Raw genomic sequence first — 15,192 nt, forward strand, 5'->3', positions numbered from 1 at the left:
ACCGTCGCTCTGTCTGCTACGAATTCCGCTGGTTACTACCCGAACGAAACTCGAACAGGCAACGACGGAAGTAACACCGGAAGGGTGAACTTACGTGTGCGAATCGAGGTATGGACAGGAGGCAGCCAGCGCAACGTCCAAACCTACACCCAAGTACACGGGGGTGTCAAAGTACCACCCGTGTGATCGTCCACATGGCTGGCGCGCCGGGCCGAATTCGCTGGCTGCGTCCTGAGCCGCGGTGCGCTGAGAGCCACTGTGACAGCTGCCGCTGTTGTGAATAGCGTGACGGTTCGGGCGAAACTCGTCAAGTGGCAGGCCCGGCGGGGCACCCGGCGAGATCGCCTGGCGCGCTGTGTCATCCCGGCCGATGTGGTGGCTGTTACTGATCGACGATGTCGCTGGCCAGCCAGCGGCCGTCCACCTTCTGCATGTGCAGGACCACCGGCCCCGCGACGCTCTGCTGCGCCACGCCGTCCTTGGTGGCGCTGACCACCAAGTTGACGATCAGCTCCGCGCGATCATCAGTGAGCAATGTCACAGCAATCGGGTCGGCTTTCGCATCCGCGCTGGTCTGAGCCTGTTTCACGGCCGAGATGGTGGTGTCGGCATACTTGTCCAGGTCGGCGAGCATCTTTCCGGTGAGCACCTGCTTCGCGGTGTCCCGATAGCCGTCGATGTGCTTGACGTCGTAGGCGTAGACGGTCCGCAACGCGTTGTCAGCCGCCGCCCGCACTTCTTGCGTCGCCTCGTTGTCCACGTACGCCTTGTTCGACGTGTCCACCCCCGGCTTCTGCGCGGCGAACCAGGCGAAACCACCGAGCAGGAGCGCGGCGAGCAACAAGGCCGCGGTGACGCCCCAGCGCGGTCGTCCGGTCGTGCGCCGCCGTGGACGGTCGTTGCCGCGCGACACGATCTTGCGCCACGACGAACCGGCCGCGTCCCTAGGACGCTGCTCGGCGGGGCGGGTGTCCGGCTCCGCGGCGGGCCGCGAAACGCCCGCCACGCGCGGTTTGCGGGCTGTTCCTGGCCGTTCGCTGCGCGGGGCGGCGGCGCGGGCCTGCTCCGTGGCGGGCCTGCGCTTGGAGGTGACCCGGTTGACCGGTCGGCGAGACGTCATGGGTTCCTCCTACGATCCCGGCTTCGGCGCGGCCGGCGGCTGGTCGGCCGCCGATGCGGGGGTCGGCGCGGTGGGGCCTCCGCTGAGCAACACCGGCTGGCTCAGCGAGGAGATCTGCTCGGCCTTCCAGACCTCGCCGTCCTTGGCCAGGTCGACCGTCCAGGTGTAGCGGTAGTCGGCGGACGGCTTGTCCTTGCCCTTCTCGGTGACCTGCAGCACGACCAGCGCCGATGCCTTGTCCTGCTCGCTGTTGAGCGAGGTGAGCGCGGCGCCGAGCACCTTCGAGGTCATCCCGACCCCGCTCTGCTGGGCCATCTGCTCGGCCTGGTCCTTGTTCTTCGTGGCCGAATCCAGCAGCGCGCCGGTCATCGAGGTCCGGGCCAACGCCAGCGAGCCGGGCACGTCGTCGAGGTTCATCGAGGTCATGTTGAGCGCGGCTTGGCGCGCGGCGTCGAGCGCGGTGTCCCTGGCGTCACCGCGCGGGCCGTCGGTGAGCGCGGACCGCACCCAGCCCGCCCCGAACCATGCGGCGTTGATCAACGCGATCACCAGCAACACGGCCGAGCAGACCAAAGCCACTCGGCTCAGCGCGGACGCGCCACCCGGGTGCTCGGTCGCGCCGCCGGCCTGTTCGGCCGTGGCCTTCCGATCACCGGCGGCCGGCTGCGCGGACGACGCGGGCGCGGTCGTCTCGGTATCCGGCGACGCCTGGTCGGATCGCTTGGTCAGGTCGGCGGTCACGACAGCGTCTCGCCGTCGGTCGGCTCGGTCGCGCTCCAGGGCCGGGTGGCCGTGGTTCGCTCGCTCCAGTCACTCACGCGAGACACCCTAACGTCATTGCTCCTGGTCACCGCTTCGGCGTGACCCCCAGCAGGGTCGACAACTGCACAGCGACCGGATTCAGGTTCAGCTTTTCCGGATCGGTCTTCGGGTTGGAGTCCCAGGGCTGGACGATGGCCGGATCGGCCAGCTCGGCGCGCTCGCCACCCCGGACGGCGGTCGGATTACCGAACGGCACAAGACATTTGGCGTCCTTGTTGAACGGGAACTCGTCGCGCGTGTCGTCGAAGTTCGGGTTCTGCGCCTTCATCTGTTCCAAAATCCGGTGCGTGCCCTCGTAGCCCACCGTACAGGCGGGCGGATTGTTGGTCTCGAGCACCAGACCGAAGTGGCTGGTCCCGTCGCCGGGCGCGGTCGAGGACCCGCCCACCGACAGCTGCGGGAGCATCTGCAGCAGCGGCTTGATCGCGTAGAACTTCGGCGAGATCACCTGCAACAGCAGCCGCAGGTTGGTCAGGTCCTGGGTGAGCGAGCCGCCGCTCTCGTCGATCAGCGCGCCGAGCTGCTCGCCCGCGTCGGTTCCGGTGCCGATGAGCCTGCGCACGTCGGGGTCGCTGGAGCGCAGCTGGGCGGTGAGCTTGTCCAGGCCGTCGCTGAACTCGCGGATGGCCGCGGACTGCTCGGCCTGGGTGCCGAGTGCGACGCGGCCGTCGCGGATCAGCTGGATCGTCTGCGGCAGGGTCGCGTGGAAGGTCTCGGTGAACTTGTTCAGCGAGTCGATCAGCACCTGCAGATCGTCGCCCTTGCCGTCGAACGCCTTGCCCAGCTCGCGGACCGTCGTGTTGAGCGCGGCCAGGTCCACCGAGCCCGCGAAGGTGTCCACGCTGGACACCAGTTCCTCGACCGGCACCGGCAGGGTCGCCGAGGTGATCACCGAGTTGTCCCGCAGATACGGGCCTTCGTCCGAATCGGGCTGCAAGTCGACGTACTGCTCGCCGATCGCCGATCGATTGGCCACCACGGCCTTCGCCGACGCCGGGATCTTCGGCGCGCTCGTGTCGATGACGAGATTCATCACCACGCCCTCGCCGGTGAGCTCCAGTTCACCGACCCGGCCGACCGGGACGCCGCGGTAGGTCACCTCGGCGCCCTTGTAGATGCCACCGGTCTGCGCCGCGCGCAGCTTCACCGTGTACTCGTTGAGCCCGAACATGTGGTCGAGCCGGATGTACTTGCCGCCGACATAGACGACACCGAGCACCGCGATCACCACGAACGCGATGAGCTGCCACCGCACCAGACGGGTCATCGCGGACCACTCCCTACGCCTAGTTGCTCGAGGATCGCCCCGACCGGACCGGGCACGCCGGGTGCGGGCGGCTGCGCCATCAGCGGCGGCAGCGGCAGGATCGACACCGTCGGCCAGCCCGGACGCGGGCCGTTGCCGTTGTAATACGGATTGGTCGGGTTCACCGGCACAGGCGGGCCGACCGGCGGGATGTACACCGGATCCGGTTTGCCCACACCGAGATTGCTCAGCGTGACACCGATCTGCTGGTCCACCGACAGCCAGGTGTTCACGCTGCCGCCGAAGGTGCTCTCCAGCGCCGAGTCGGGGAACGGATAGGTCGGGATCAGCGGGACCGCGGCGACCAGATCCGGCGCCGACCGGCCCAGCTCCTGCAAGGTCGGCCGCAGCGAGGTGAGATCGCGGATCAGGTCGTCCTTCGACGTGTTCAGCACGTCGAAGCCCGCCGCACCGAGCCGGTCCAGCTGCGCGAGCAGCGCGACCAGTTGCGGGCGCTGCTCTTCCAGGATCTTGATGCCCTGGGGCAACTGGTCGAGGATCTTGCCGATCTGATCGGTCTGCTTGCTCACCCGGCTGCTGAGCACGTCGAGGCCGTCCAGCGCGCGGGTGATGTCGTCCACCTGCTGGTTCAGGCCGCCGATCAGCGTGTTCGCCTGCTCGATCAGCGAGCGCACCCGGTCTTCGCGACCGCCGAGGGTCTTGTTCAGTTCGGTGACGATCGGCTGCAACTGCGCGACGCCGCCGCCGTTGAGCAGCAGCGACAGCGCGCCCAGCACCTGCTCGACCTCGGTGGCGTGCCGGGTGCGGTCGACCGGGATGACCGAGCCGTCGGCCAGCCTGCGGGGCTCCGGATCGGCGGCGGGCTTGGACAGTTCGATGAACTTCTCGCCGAGCAGATTCGATTGCCGGACCTCGGCGCGCGCGTTCGCGGGCAGGTCCACCGACGAGTTGACCACGGTGCGCACCGTGGCGGTCCACTGGTCCTTGCCGATGCTGATCTTCTCGACCCGCCCGACCGGCACCCCCTCTACCTTGACCGCCGACTGCGGCACCAGGTCCAGGACGTCGTCGAACTGGATGTCGATGTGCATCGGGTGCTCGCCCACGTCCGCGCCGCCGGGCAGCGGCACGCTGTAGATGCCGTCGGCGGCGCACGAGGTGACCAGCGCGGCGGACAATCCCAGTGCCACGGCCGCGCCCAGCCCGCGCGCGACGAAACGGATTCGGATGCTCATCGCTCCCCTCCCTGCGACGGCGGAAGCCGGTCCGAAGGCGTGCCGGGCACCGTGCCCGGCACCGGGTCACGCTGCTGGTTCTCGCCGCTGAGGATGCCGAACGGCAGATTCAGCGTCGGGGTCTGCACCCCGGCGGTGATCTGGTCGGTGATCTCCTTGCAGTGGTCGAGGATCGGCCGCATCTGCCTGCCGAGCGCCTCGAACTTGGAATCGCCGGGCTTCAGTTTGGACAGGTCGAGCATCTTGCACACCACGCCGAACGGGTCCTGCAGTTCAGGGAAGTTGGCGCGCATGTCCAGCGTGCCCGATTCGGCATTGTGCACGTTGATCAGGTTGCTCAACGCCACCGGCAGGACCGGCAGCAGGGCGGCCACGTCGTTGCGCTGATCGGACAACGTCTGGGTGAGCTGGATGAGCCCTTCGGCATTGCTCGCGATCAGGTCCCGGTTGTCGTCGATGAAGCGGGCGACGTCGCCCAGCGCGATCGACAGCAGATGCAGTGCCGCTCCGAGATCTTCGCGCTCGTCGGCGAGGAACGTCGACAGATCGGCCAGCTGGGTGTTGAACTGCCGCACCTGCTGGTCGTTCTGCGCCAACATGGTGATGAACGCCTGCAGGTTCTTGACCGTGTCGAAGATGTCGCCGCGCGCGTCCGAGAGGTAGCGGGCCGCCCTGGACAACTGGGTCAGGCTGTTGGCCAGCGCCTCGCCGTTGCCGGCCAGGTTCGCCGCGCCGGTGCGCACCAGCTCGTTCACCGCGCCCTCGGCGTTGGCGCCGTTGGGTCCCAGTGCGTCCGAGAGCTCGGTGATGCTCTTGTACAGCTGGTCCACTTCGACCGGCGTCGCCGTGCGCTCGCGCGGAATGGTCGCTTCCCGCGCCATCTTCGGGCCGCCGGTGTAGGCGGGCGTGAGCTGGATGTAGCGGTCCGACACGATCGAGGGCGTGATCTGAGCGGCTCGCGCACCCGCGGGCACGTCGTACTTGCGGTCCACGCTCATCACGATCTTCACCTGATCGCCCTGCGGCTCCACCGAATCCACCGAGCCGACCGGCACGCCGAGAATCCGGACGTCCGAGCCCTCGTAGATGCCGACCGAGCGATCGAAGTACGCGGTGATCTTGGTGGTGGTCAGCCGGTTGAACAGCCACCACAGCACCACCGCCACCAGCACGGCGAGGACGAGCACCAGCGCGATGCCCACCTTGGCGCCGCGGCTGGAGCCGCGCACCGCACCGACCGGATCGCTACGCCAGTTGTCCGCCACGTCAGTTACCTCCCAAGGTGCGGATCGGCTGACGGTAGCCGGGGATTTCGGGCAGTGCGGGCGGCACCACGTTGACGATCACCGCGTCGAACCAGCGCCCGGTGCCGAGCACGCTGGCGTAGAGGCTGTAGAACGGCGCCGCGAGTTCGAGCGTCTTGGAGATGTTCTGCTGATTGGCGTTGAGCAGATCGATGGAGGCGCGCAGATTCGTCAGCGCGGGCCCGATCTGCTGCTCGTTGTCGTGCACGAGCGCGCTCAACTCCGCCGATACCGTTCTGGCGCCCGCCAGCAGCTGCTTGATGGACTGCTGCCGGATGTTCAGCTCGGCCAGCAGCTGACCGCCGTTGCCGAGCAGCCGCTCGAACTGCGCGTTGCGGTCGGCCAGGATCTGGGTGGTCTGCCTGGTCGCGGCGAACAGCTTCTTCAGCTCCTGATCGCGCTTGGCCAGCGTCTCCGACAGCCGGGCCACACCGTCGATGGAGCCACGGATCTCCGGCGGCGTCGTCTCGAACGCCTCCGACAGCACCTGCATGCTCTTGGCCAGCTGCGTGGTGTCGATCTGATCGATGGTGCGCGCGGCGTCGGTGAACGCGTCCACCACGTCGTACGGGGACACCGTGCGCGAGAGCGGGATCCGCGAACTCGGCGTGGCCGGTTTCGAGCCCCTCGGGTCGAGCGCGAGGTACTTCTGTCCGAGCAGCGTCTTGATCTGGATGGACGCGGTGGTCTCGTTGCCGATCCAGGTGTCCTTGGTGCGGAAGTCCACGAGCACCCGGTCACCGTCGAGCCGGACGTCGGAGACCGAGCCGACCTTGACGCCCGCCACCCGGACTTCGTTGCCCTTCTTCAGACCCGCCGCCTCGCTGAATTCCGCGGTGTACTTGGTCCCGGCCCCGATGATCGGCAACCGATCCAGGAAGAAAGCCGACATCGTCACCAACAGCACGACGGCGATGCCGAGCGCGCCCAGGAACGCCGGGCTGCGCTTGCCGAGCAGAATGCGGTCGTCCATCAGCGAGCCTTCCCATGGCAGCGTGGCGCGGCGTTGGTGTACAACGGCTGGTTGATCGTCGGCAGGCCGGCGGGCAGGTTGAGCTGCGGCGCCTCGACGGCGCCCGGACCGACCACGATGTCGATGCCGCACAGGTAGAACTGGAACCAGGAGCCGTAACTCGCGGCGCGCCCGAGCTTCTCCATCTTCAGCGGCAGGTTGTACAGCGCCTCGTTCACCTCGTCCGAACGCTCGTCGAGCGTGCCGGTCAACTGGCTCAGACCCGCGATCGACCCTTGCAGCGTCGGACGCACCGGGACGAGCAGGTCCGAGGTCGCCGACGTCAGATTCGCCAGCGAGGTCACCGAGCGCCCGATCGTGTCGCGTTCGGCGTTCAGGCCGCTGATCAGCGCCTCGGTGTTCACGATCAACTGATCGAACTGGTCGTCGCGCTGGTTCACGGTGTCCAGCACGGCGGTCAGGTTGCGGGTCAGCTCACCGATCACGGCGTCCTTGTCCGCGATCTTGTTGGTCAGGTTCGCGGTGGTCGCGACCAGATCGTGGATGGTGCCCTGCTCGCCCTGGAAGACCTGGATGATCTCGAAGGACAGCTTGTTCACGTCCTCGGCGGTCAACGTCCGGAACAGCGGCCGGAAGCCGTTGAACAGCGTGGTCAGGTTCAGTGCGGGCCTGGTGCGCTCCAGCGGGATGGTGCCGCCCTTGTTCAGCTTGCGGCCCTGCTCCCCGGTCCCCTGCTCCAGCGCGATGTAGCGCTGGCCGACCAGGTTGCGGTACTTGATCGTGGCGGTGGTCGAGGCGGGCAGCCAATCACGGTCGGTGAGGTCGAATTCCACCTCGGCCAGCCGCTTGTCCACGATCGAGACGTCGGTGACCTTGCCGACCCGGACGCCGGCGATGCGGACCTCGTCGCCCGGGTTGAGCGCGGTGACGTCGGTGAATCTGGCCTTGAACCCGGTACCGCCGCCGCCGTAGTTCGCGATGGACAGCGCGAGCACAGTGGTCACGAACAGGGTCACCACGACGAAGATGATCAGCTTGGTCAGCGGACCGCCCAAGCCGCGCAGATGCTGCTTCATCGCACGCTCACCTCGCTTCCGCGGAACGCGGGCGCGCCGGCCCGGGTCACCCAGCCCGGCACCTGATCCGGGGCGACGCCGTTGGCCGCGCCGTAGATCGCGCCGAGCGACTGCTGCTCCATGGGGGAACCGGCGATCGTCGGCATCTTGCTCGCCGGGTGGACGCCGAACTGCGGCGGCTCCAGGTGGCCGGTCTCCTGGTCACCGGGGTTGCGGCTGGGCACGGCGTAGGAGCCGTCGTTGTTCGGGCCGCCGGTGTACTGGCCGGGGTCGACGCCCAGCGGCATCTCGGGGATGCACCACGGCCCCCGGGTGTCCAGCCAGCGCGGTTCGTCTTGGTTGGGCAGGTACTTGCCGCGGGTGTTGACCAGTTCGATGGTCACCCGCGAGCCGGGCAGATCGGTGCCCTTGCCGAAGATCCGGTCGATGCGCGGCTTCAGCTGCGCGAAGTTCGCCAGCGCGCAGGCGTAGTTCGGCGAGTAGTAGGCCAGCTGCTCCAGCGCGGGCCGGGAGTCGGCGGCCACGTCGACGATGTTGTCGCGGTTGGCGATCAGGAAATCGGTGGTGCTGGCCGAGGCCGGCGTGAGCGTCGCGTAGAGGGCGTCGATGTCGGTGCGCCGCTGCACGATCGTGGCGTTGGTCGTGCGCAGGTTGTCCAGAGCCTGGATCAGCTGCGGCGCCGCGTCGGAGTAGGTGGCCGCCACCTCGGCGAAGCTGCGCAGGTCGGCCTGCAGGTCCGGAAGCACGACGTTGACCTGGCGGAAGGCGTCGTCCAGCCTGTCCACGGTCTCGCCGAGCGCGAAGCCCTGACCGGCCAGCGCCTGCGACAGCGCGCCCAGCGTGGCCGCGAGATCCTGCGGCGGGATGGCCTGCAGCAACGGCAGCAGGTCGTCGAGAAGTTTGCTCAACTCGATGGCGTTGCCGCTGACGTCCTGGTGCAGCGTCAGGCCGTCGGTGAGGTGCTGCGGGCTCGGGTTCTCCGGGATCACCAGATCCACGTAGCGCTCGCCGAACAACGTCTTGGGCAGCAGGCGCGCGGTCGCGTTGGCCGGGATCTGCTGCGCCTTGTCCGGATTGATGGCCAGGTCCAAGGTCACCTCGCCGCCCTCGGACCTGCTCGAGCGCACCTCGCCGACGGTGATGCCGCGCACCTTCACGTCCGCGTTGCGGGTCAGCGCGTTGCCCACGCTGTCGGTGATCAGATCGACGTGCACAGTCTTCACGAACTGCTTGTTGTAGATCGCGATGGTGGTCCAGAGGAACAGTGCGACCACGACGAAGAAAGCGATGCCGAGCACTCGGGTTCGCAGCTTCGCGGTCGAGCGCCAGGCCTGCGTGCGGCTCATCCGGCCACCCGCACCGTGGTGGTGGTGCCCCAGATCGCGAGGCTGAGGAAGAAGTCGAGCACATTCACCAGGACGATCGCGGCGCGGACCGCGCGGCCGACCGCGACGCCGACGCCGGCGGGTCCGCCGGTGGCGTGGAACCCGTAGTAGCAGTGCACCATGATGATCACGAACGCGAAGACCAGCACCTTGAGGAACGAATAGAGCACGTCCTCCGGTGGCAGGAACAAACTGAAGTAGTGGTCGTAGGAACCGCTGGATTGGCCGTTGAACCAGATGCTGATCGACCGCGACGCCAGGAACGTGCCGAGCAGCCCGACGATGTAGAGCGGGATCACCGCGAGGAACCCGGCGATCACCCGGCTGGTCACCAGGAACGGCACGCCGGGCACCGCCATCACCTCGAGCGCGTCGATCTCCTCGGAGATCCGCATGGCGCCCAGCTGCGCGGTGAAACCGCAGCCGACGGTGGCGGAGAGGGCGAGCGCGGCGACCAGCGGAGCGATCTCGCGGGTGTTGATGTAGGCGGTGAGGAAGCCGGTGAGCACCGAGCTGCCGAGCGCGTCGAGGGCCTTGAAGCCCTGCAGACCGACGACGACGCCGACGGAGCCGGACATGAACACGATGACGCCGATGGTGCCGCCGATCACCGCCAGCGCGCCGGAGCCGAAGGTGACCTCGGCGAGCAACCGCATGACTTCCTTGCGGTAATGCACCGCGGTCCGCGGGATCCACGCGATGGCCCGCGTGTAGAACGACATCTGCTCGCCCGCGCGATCGATGACGTTGAGCGGCATACGAGCGACTTCACCCACCCGGCGCATGGACTTGGCGACCGGGGTCCGGTACGACGTGGCCATCCGTCAGGCACCCTTGGCCGGGACGACCTGTAGGTACACCAGGGTCAGGATGAGGTTCACGAAGAACAGCACCATGAACGTGATCACCACGGATTGGTTCACCGCGTCACCGACTCCTTTCGGGCCCCCCTTGGGATGCAGCCCCTTGTACGCGGCGATGACGCCGGCGAGCAGGCCGAACACCGCCGCCTTGATCTCACCGATCCACAGGTCCGGCAGCTGGGCGAGGGCGGAGAACGACGCCAGGTAGGCGCCGGGCGTGCCGCCTTGCAGCAACACGTTGAAGAAGTACCCACCGGCGATGCCGACCACCGAGACCAGGCCGTTGAGCAGCAGCGCGACCAGCATCATGCCGAGTACGCGCGGCACCACCAGCTTTCGCACCGGATCGATGCCGAGCACTTCCATCGCGTCGATCTCCTCGCGGATGGTGCGCGAGCCGAGATCGGCGGCCACTGCCGAACCGGCCGCGCCCGCGATGATCAGGGCGGTCACGACGGGGGCGGCCTGCTGGACGGTTGCCAGCACACTGGTCGCGCCCGTGAAGGACTCCGCGCCCAGCTGCTTGATCAACGAGCCGGTCTGCAATGCCACGACCGCGCCGAACGGAATCGCGACCAGCGCGCTGGGCAGGATCGAGACACTCGCGATGAACCACGACTGCTCGATGAACTCCCGCCACTCGAACGGACGACGGAATGTCTTCCGCATAACGTCGATGAGCAGCGCAAATATATTGCCGGCCTGGGCAAACCCCGACTCCAGGGGAGTTCGCAATCGCGCCAGGGTCGAATTCACGATCGCAGATGTTACCCGTTAGTTGCGTTGTGCCGCACGGTGGTGTCGTACGCGCCGCCTTGATAATTAGCCAGGTCGCCGCTGTTGTATGCCATCACCTGCGTGTCGTCGTTTTCGGCAAGTGATTCGCGGATCGCGACCTGCGCGGCGTGCGGCAGCGTGTGCATGATCTCGCGGACGCGTTCCTTACGCCGCAGGACCGCCTGGCGCACCGGCATACCCGGGGTCGCGCGCATCTGCGGGATGATGCCTTCGACCTCCTCCGCGCCGCCGTGGTGGTGCCCGGCGTCCACCAACGCCTGCTCGCGCGCCATCTGCGCCTCGTCCTTCTCCTCGGACATGCCGATCGGGCCGATCATGCGGCCGTTGAGGAACTGCTTGACCACCGGCTCCTCGGAGGTGAGCAGCACCTCGCGCGGGCCGAACATGACCAGCTGGCGGCGGAACAGCATGCCGATGTTGTCCGGCACCGTGCGCGCGAGGTTGATGTTGTGCGTGACGATCAGGATCGTGGCGTCGATCTGCGCGTTGATGTCGATCAGCAGCTGCGACAGGTACGAGGTGCGCACCGGGTCCAGGCCGGAGTCGGGCTCGTCGACGAGGATGATCTGCGGATCCAGCACCAGGGCGCGGGCCAGCCCGGCGCGCTTGCGCATACCACCGGAGATCTCGCCGGGCAGCTTGCCCTCGGCCCCGAGCAGACCGGTGAGCTCCAGCTTCTCCATGACGATCTTCTTGATCTCGGCTTCGCTCTTCTTGGTGTGCTCGCGCAACGGGAAGGCCACGTTGTCGAACAGGTTCATCGAGCCGAACAGCGCGCCGTCCTGGAACAGCACGCCGAAGAGCTTGCGGATCTCGTAGAGCTCCTTGTTGGAGCAGGTGGTGATATCGGTGCCGTCGATGAAGATGGAGCCGCGTTCGGGGCGCAGCAGGCCGATCAGCGACTTCAGGAACACCGACTTACCGGTACCCGACGGGCCCAGCAGCGCACTGACCTCGCCCGAGGGCAACGTCAGAGACACATCCTGCCAAATTCGCTGGGAACCGAAAGACTTGGTTACACTCTCGGTCCTGACCTCGACGCCCACGCCAACCTCCACAATTCTCAGCGAGCTGCCCACCGGCGAACCGCGCGCTCGGTCATCACGGTGCGTCACGTGTGGGTTCGGTCACTGTAACTCATGAGCGAGACGGGGCACACCCCTACCTGACTGCGGAGTAACTCCGCAATCCTTTTGGTATCAGCAATAGCGGCGAGATAGCCGGAAAACGCGAACGGGCGGCCCCACGAAGGGGACCGCCCGTTCGGCGTGTTCGGTCGTGAATTACTTGACCGAGACCTTGGCGCCGGCCTCTTCCAGCTTCGCCTTGGCGGCCTCGGCGGCATCCTTGGCGACCTTCTCCAGGATCGGCTTCGGAGCGCTCTCGACGAGGTCCTTGGCCTCCTTCAGGCCCAGGCCGGAGACGATCTCGCGGACCACCTTGATGACCTGGATCTTCTTGTCGCCGGCACCCTCGAGGATGACGTCGAACTCGTCCTGCTCCTCGGCGGCCTCGGCCGGAGCGGCGGCACCGCCGACGGCGGCGACGGCGACCGGAGCGGCCGCGGTGACCTCGAACTTCTCCTCGAACTTCTTCACGAAGTCCGACAGCTCGAGCAGGGTCATGTTGCCGAAGGTCTCGAGCAGTTCGTCAACGTTGGCCATTGTTGTTTTCCTTTCGGTAGTTGCTGTCTATGCGGGCGAGTCGTGCCGCACGGAATTACTCGGCGGCCGTTGCGCCTTCTTCGGCCTGCTTCTTCTCCTGCAGCGCGGCGGCCAGGCGGGCCACCTGCGAGGCGGGAGCGTTGAACAGACCGGCGGCCTTGGTGAGGTTGCCCTTGAGCGCGCCCGCCAGCTTGGCCAGCAGCACCTCGCGGGTCTCCAGGTCGGCGATCCGCTCGACCTCGGACACGGACAGCGGAGCGCCGTCCATGTAGCCGCCCTTGATGATGAGCGCCTTGTTGTCCTTCGCGAAGGTCTTCAGGGCCTTGGCCGCGTTGACCGGCTCACCCGTGATGAAGGTGATCGCGGTCGGCCCGACGAACAGGTCGTCGAGGCCTTCCACGCCCGCCTCAGCGGCGGCACGCTTGACCAGGGTGTTCTTGGCGACGGAGTACGTGGCGTCGGCGCCGAGCGCGCGCCGCAGCTCGGTGAGCTTGCCGACCGACAGGCCACGGTATTCCGTGACGACGGTGGCCGTCGAGCTCTTGAACTGCTCCGCGATCTCCTCGACCGCGGTGACCTTCTCGGGTTTTGCCATACTTCGCCTCCTCTCTGATTGGTCGGTTCGTGTACGCGAACTACCGATCAGGGGCCGGCGACAAAACAAACGCCCCGAACGCAGAGCGTTCCGGGGCGCAACAGAAAATCGATCCGGAGCATGCCCGGATCAATTCCCAGCCTCGGCTCTCCCTGCGTGGGCCGCCGGCAATGTCGCCGGACCTTCGACCGAACCCATACGGGATCGGCGACCAACGGTCTTCGGTAGAACGGATTGGGTAGCGATCGAACTCGTCGATAACTGACCTCCAATGTACCCGGAGGGATTCCCATCTGCCAAAACGGCCCCCGCGCGGAGCGTGATTGCCACTTCGCCACACTCTGACAATCGTGTCTGGCATCACATTTTCTCTTGACTGTGGCGGACATCGCCCAAGAATCTGTTACTTCGAGTGACATTTACCGCCTAGGCTTCGGGGCTATGGCAACCTCCATAGTCGATCCACCGATGCTGCTGGAACGACGTACCGCGCGCTTCGTCGCTCTGGCCGTGATCTGCCTGGCGGAACTGCTGGTCGTCCTGGACAACACCATCGTCAACGTGGCGCTGCCCTCCCTGGGAGTCGAACTCGGCACCGGCATCAGCGGCCTGCAATGGGTCGTCGACGCGTACACGCTGAGCTTCGCCGGGCTCTTGCTGGCCTTCGGCAACCTCGGCGATCGCTATGGCCGCCGCCGCGTCATGATGATCGGCCTGATCGGCGTGGCCGTCATGTCGATCGGCGGCGCGCTATCGGACTCCATGGGAGCGGTCATCGCGGCACGCGCCGCCATGGGCGTCTTCGCCGCCGCCGTCTTCCCCGCGACGCTCGCCCTGATCATCAACATCTTCACCGACCGCAGGGAGCGCGCGCTCGCCATCGCCGCGTGGACGGCCATGGCGGGCTTCGCGATCGCCATCGGCCCGATCTCGGGCGGATGGCTGCTCGAGCACTTCAGCTGGCACGCGGTGTTCTGGATCAACGTGCCCGCGGCGCTAATCGCCTTCGCAGCCACCCTGATCTGGGTACCCGAATCGCGATCGGATCGGGTGGGACGGCTCGACGTGCTCGGCATCGCGCTGTCCATCGCGGGCATCACGCTGGTGGTCTGGTCGATTATCGAAGCGCCGCGCCATGGCTGGCTGTCGGCGACCACACTCGGCGTCGGGGCGTTCGGCGTCGTGCTGATCGCCGCATTCGTCGCGTGGGAATTACGCACCGCCGCCCCCATTCTCGATATGCGGCTGTTCCGCGACCGCCGTTTCTCGATGCCCGCCTTGGCCATCGCGGTCTGCTATTTCTCGATGTTCGGATTCCTCTTCCTGATCACCCAGTACTTTCAGGGCGTCCGGGAGTACACGCCGCTCGAATTCGGCATCGTCTCTTTACCTTTCGCGTTTTCGGTGGCGATCGGCGCGCCGATCGCCACGCTGCTCGCCCAGCGCCTCAGCGCCACGTCCATCATCGTGTTCGGTCTGCTGCTGACCGGTCTCGGCCTGTATCTCGGTGGGCAGGTGACCGTGGACAGCGCCTATGTGACCGATGTGCTGCCGTCCATGGTCTCGATGGCGCTCGGCTTGGCCATCGTGCAGGGCCCGGCCACCGAATCCATCATGGGCTCGCTTCCGCTGAACGAGGCGGGCGCCGGGTCGGCGGTCAACGACACCACCCGCGAGATCGGCGGCACGCTCGGCGTCGCCGTGCTCGGCTCGATCGTGGCCTCGTACTACAGCACCCGGATCGGGCCGCGTATCGATGCCGTACCGGCCGGGCTGATGAACGACACCGAGAAGGGCCTGGTGAAAGCCAGCCTGCTGAGCGTCATCGAAATGCGCAAACGACCGCTGGCCCCGTTCTTCGAGACCCAGCGGGAGAACCTGATCATCGCCATGAAGACGGCGATGCTCCAGGGTTCGCATGCCGCGTCGCTGGTGGCCGCGAGCGCGGTCGTCGGGTGCGCGGTCCTGGTAGCGATCTTCCTGCCCTGGGGCGTCCCGGACCGCGATTCCGTCCTGCTCGGATGGCGCAAATCCGCTGAGCCGCAGGAAGATCCGGCGCCATAGCGCCGACTCGACACCGCCGCCGGCCC

14 protein-coding genes are annotated in these 15,192 nt (G+C 67.0%); 1 reads left to right on the forward strand and 13 read right to left on the reverse strand.

What is annotated here, in order from left to right; all coding sequences use genetic code 11:
* Nucleotides 1-382: 382 nt before the first annotated feature.
* The 13 genes from QMG86_RS28025 to rplJ form a co-directional block, all read right to left on the reverse strand.
* Nucleotides 383-1,120 carry a hypothetical protein gene (locus tag QMG86_RS28025; protein WP_281875719.1) on the reverse strand — a complete coding sequence of 246 codons (738 nt, stop codon included), beginning with the start codon at nt 1,118-1,120 and terminating at the stop codon, nt 383-385.
* Nucleotides 1,121-1,129: 9 nt separating this feature from the next.
* Nucleotides 1,130-1,861 (reverse strand): hypothetical protein, encoded by a 732-nt coding sequence (locus QMG86_RS28030; RefSeq protein WP_281875720.1) that lies wholly within the window; start codon nt 1,859-1,861, stop codon nt 1,130-1,132.
* 106 nt (nt 1,862-1,967) lie between these two features.
* Nucleotides 1,968-3,209, reverse strand: coding sequence for an MCE family protein (locus tag QMG86_RS28035; RefSeq protein WP_281875723.1), 1,242 nt, complete (start codon nt 3,207-3,209; stop codon nt 1,968-1,970).
* Complete coding sequence (locus QMG86_RS28040; RefSeq protein WP_281875725.1) at nt 3,206-4,444, reverse strand: MCE family protein; 1,239 nt, start codon at nt 4,442-4,444, stop codon at nt 3,206-3,208. The genes QMG86_RS28035 and QMG86_RS28040 overlap by 4 nt, the downstream gene beginning before the upstream one ends.
* Complete coding sequence (locus QMG86_RS28045) at nt 4,441-5,673, reverse strand: MCE family protein (protein WP_281881161.1); 1,233 nt, start codon at nt 5,671-5,673, stop codon at nt 4,441-4,443. Before QMG86_RS28045 ends, QMG86_RS28040 begins: the two co-directional genes overlap by 4 nt.
* Before the next feature lie 37 nt (nt 5,674-5,710).
* Nucleotides 5,711-6,721 (reverse strand): MCE family protein, encoded by a 1,011-nt coding sequence (locus QMG86_RS28050; protein ID WP_281875726.1) that lies wholly within the window; start codon nt 6,719-6,721, stop codon nt 5,711-5,713.
* Complete coding sequence (locus QMG86_RS28055) at nt 6,721-7,797, reverse strand: MCE family protein (protein WP_281875728.1); 1,077 nt, start codon at nt 7,795-7,797, stop codon at nt 6,721-6,723. Before QMG86_RS28055 ends, QMG86_RS28050 begins: the two co-directional genes overlap by 1 nt.
* Nucleotides 7,794-9,143 carry an MCE family protein gene (locus tag QMG86_RS28060; RefSeq protein ID WP_281875729.1) on the reverse strand — a complete coding sequence of 450 codons (1,350 nt, stop codon included), beginning with the start codon at nt 9,141-9,143 and terminating at the stop codon, nt 7,794-7,796. Before QMG86_RS28060 ends, QMG86_RS28055 begins: the two co-directional genes overlap by 4 nt.
* Nucleotides 9,140-10,003: an MlaE family ABC transporter permease gene (locus QMG86_RS28065; protein ID WP_159841734.1), complete on the reverse strand. Its 864-nt coding sequence runs from the start codon at nt 10,001-10,003 to the stop codon at nt 9,140-9,142. Before QMG86_RS28065 ends, QMG86_RS28060 begins: the two co-directional genes overlap by 4 nt.
* Nucleotides 10,004-10,006: 3 nt before the next feature.
* Nucleotides 10,007-10,714: an MlaE family ABC transporter permease gene (locus QMG86_RS28070; RefSeq protein ID WP_228829281.1), complete on the reverse strand. Its 708-nt coding sequence runs from the start codon at nt 10,712-10,714 to the stop codon at nt 10,007-10,009.
* A gap of 98 nt (nt 10,715-10,812) precedes the next feature.
* On the reverse strand, nt 10,813-11,889 hold the full coding sequence (locus tag QMG86_RS28075; protein WP_281875733.1) for an ABC transporter ATP-binding protein: 1,077 nt from the start codon (nt 11,887-11,889) through the stop codon (nt 10,813-10,815).
* Between the two features lie 237 nt (nt 11,890-12,126).
* Nucleotides 12,127-12,507, reverse strand: coding sequence for a 50S ribosomal protein L7/L12 (gene rplL, locus QMG86_RS28080; protein ID WP_040696004.1), 381 nt, complete (start codon nt 12,505-12,507; stop codon nt 12,127-12,129).
* A gap of 55 nt (nt 12,508-12,562) precedes the next feature.
* Nucleotides 12,563-13,102, reverse strand: coding sequence for a 50S ribosomal protein L10 (gene rplJ, locus QMG86_RS28085; protein WP_195084069.1), 540 nt, complete (start codon nt 13,100-13,102; stop codon nt 12,563-12,565).
* Between the two features lie 441 nt (nt 13,103-13,543).
* On the opposite strand from rplJ, the gene QMG86_RS28090 reads away from it, so the two are divergent.
* A complete protein-coding gene (locus QMG86_RS28090) occupies nt 13,544-15,166 on the forward strand; it encodes an MFS transporter (protein ID WP_281875735.1) in 1,623 nt (540 codons plus the stop codon).
* The last annotated feature ends 26 nt before the right edge of the window (nt 15,167-15,192 follow it).

Origin of the sequence: Nocardia sputorum (genome assembly GCF_027924405.1) — a bacterium.
In the GTDB taxonomy this organism is placed as follows: domain Bacteria; phylum Actinomycetota; class Actinomycetes; order Mycobacteriales; family Mycobacteriaceae; genus Nocardia; species Nocardia sputorum.

Bases quoted from the DNA above. Each gene is read 5' to 3' on its own strand.
- QMG86_RS28025 (WP_281875719.1), bottom strand. From the start codon at position 1,120: ATGACGTCTCGCCGACCGGTCAACCGGGTCACCTCCAAGCGCAGGCCC.
- QMG86_RS28035 (WP_281875723.1), bottom strand. From the start codon at position 3,209: ATGACCCGTCTGGTGCGGTGGCAGCTCATCGCGTTCGTGGTGATCGCG.
- QMG86_RS28040 (WP_281875725.1), bottom strand. From the start codon at position 4,444: ATGAGCATCCGAATCCGTTTCGTCGCGCGCGGGCTGGGCGCGGCCGTG.
- QMG86_RS28050 (WP_281875726.1), bottom strand. From the start codon at position 6,721: ATGGACGACCGCATTCTGCTCGGCAAGCGCAGCCCGGCGTTCCTGGGC.
- QMG86_RS28055 (WP_281875728.1), bottom strand. From the start codon at position 7,797: ATGAAGCAGCATCTGCGCGGCTTGGGCGGTCCGCTGACCAAGCTGATC.
- QMG86_RS28060 (WP_281875729.1), bottom strand. From the start codon at position 9,143: ATGAGCCGCACGCAGGCCTGGCGCTCGACCGCGAAGCTGCGAACCCGA.
- QMG86_RS28065 (WP_159841734.1), bottom strand. From the start codon at position 10,003: ATGGCCACGTCGTACCGGACCCCGGTCGCCAAGTCCATGCGCCGGGTG.
- QMG86_RS28070 (WP_228829281.1), bottom strand. From the start codon at position 10,714: ATGCGGAAGACATTCCGTCGTCCGTTCGAGTGGCGGGAGTTCATCGAG.
- rplL (WP_040696004.1), bottom strand. From the start codon at position 12,507: ATGGCCAACGTTGACGAACTGCTCGAGACCTTCGGCAACATGACCCTG.
- rplJ (WP_195084069.1), bottom strand. From the start codon at position 13,102: ATGGCAAAACCCGAGAAGGTCACCGCGGTCGAGGAGATCGCGGAGCAG.
- QMG86_RS28090 (WP_281875735.1), top strand. From the start codon at position 13,544: ATGGCAACCTCCATAGTCGATCCACCGATGCTGCTGGAACGACGTACC.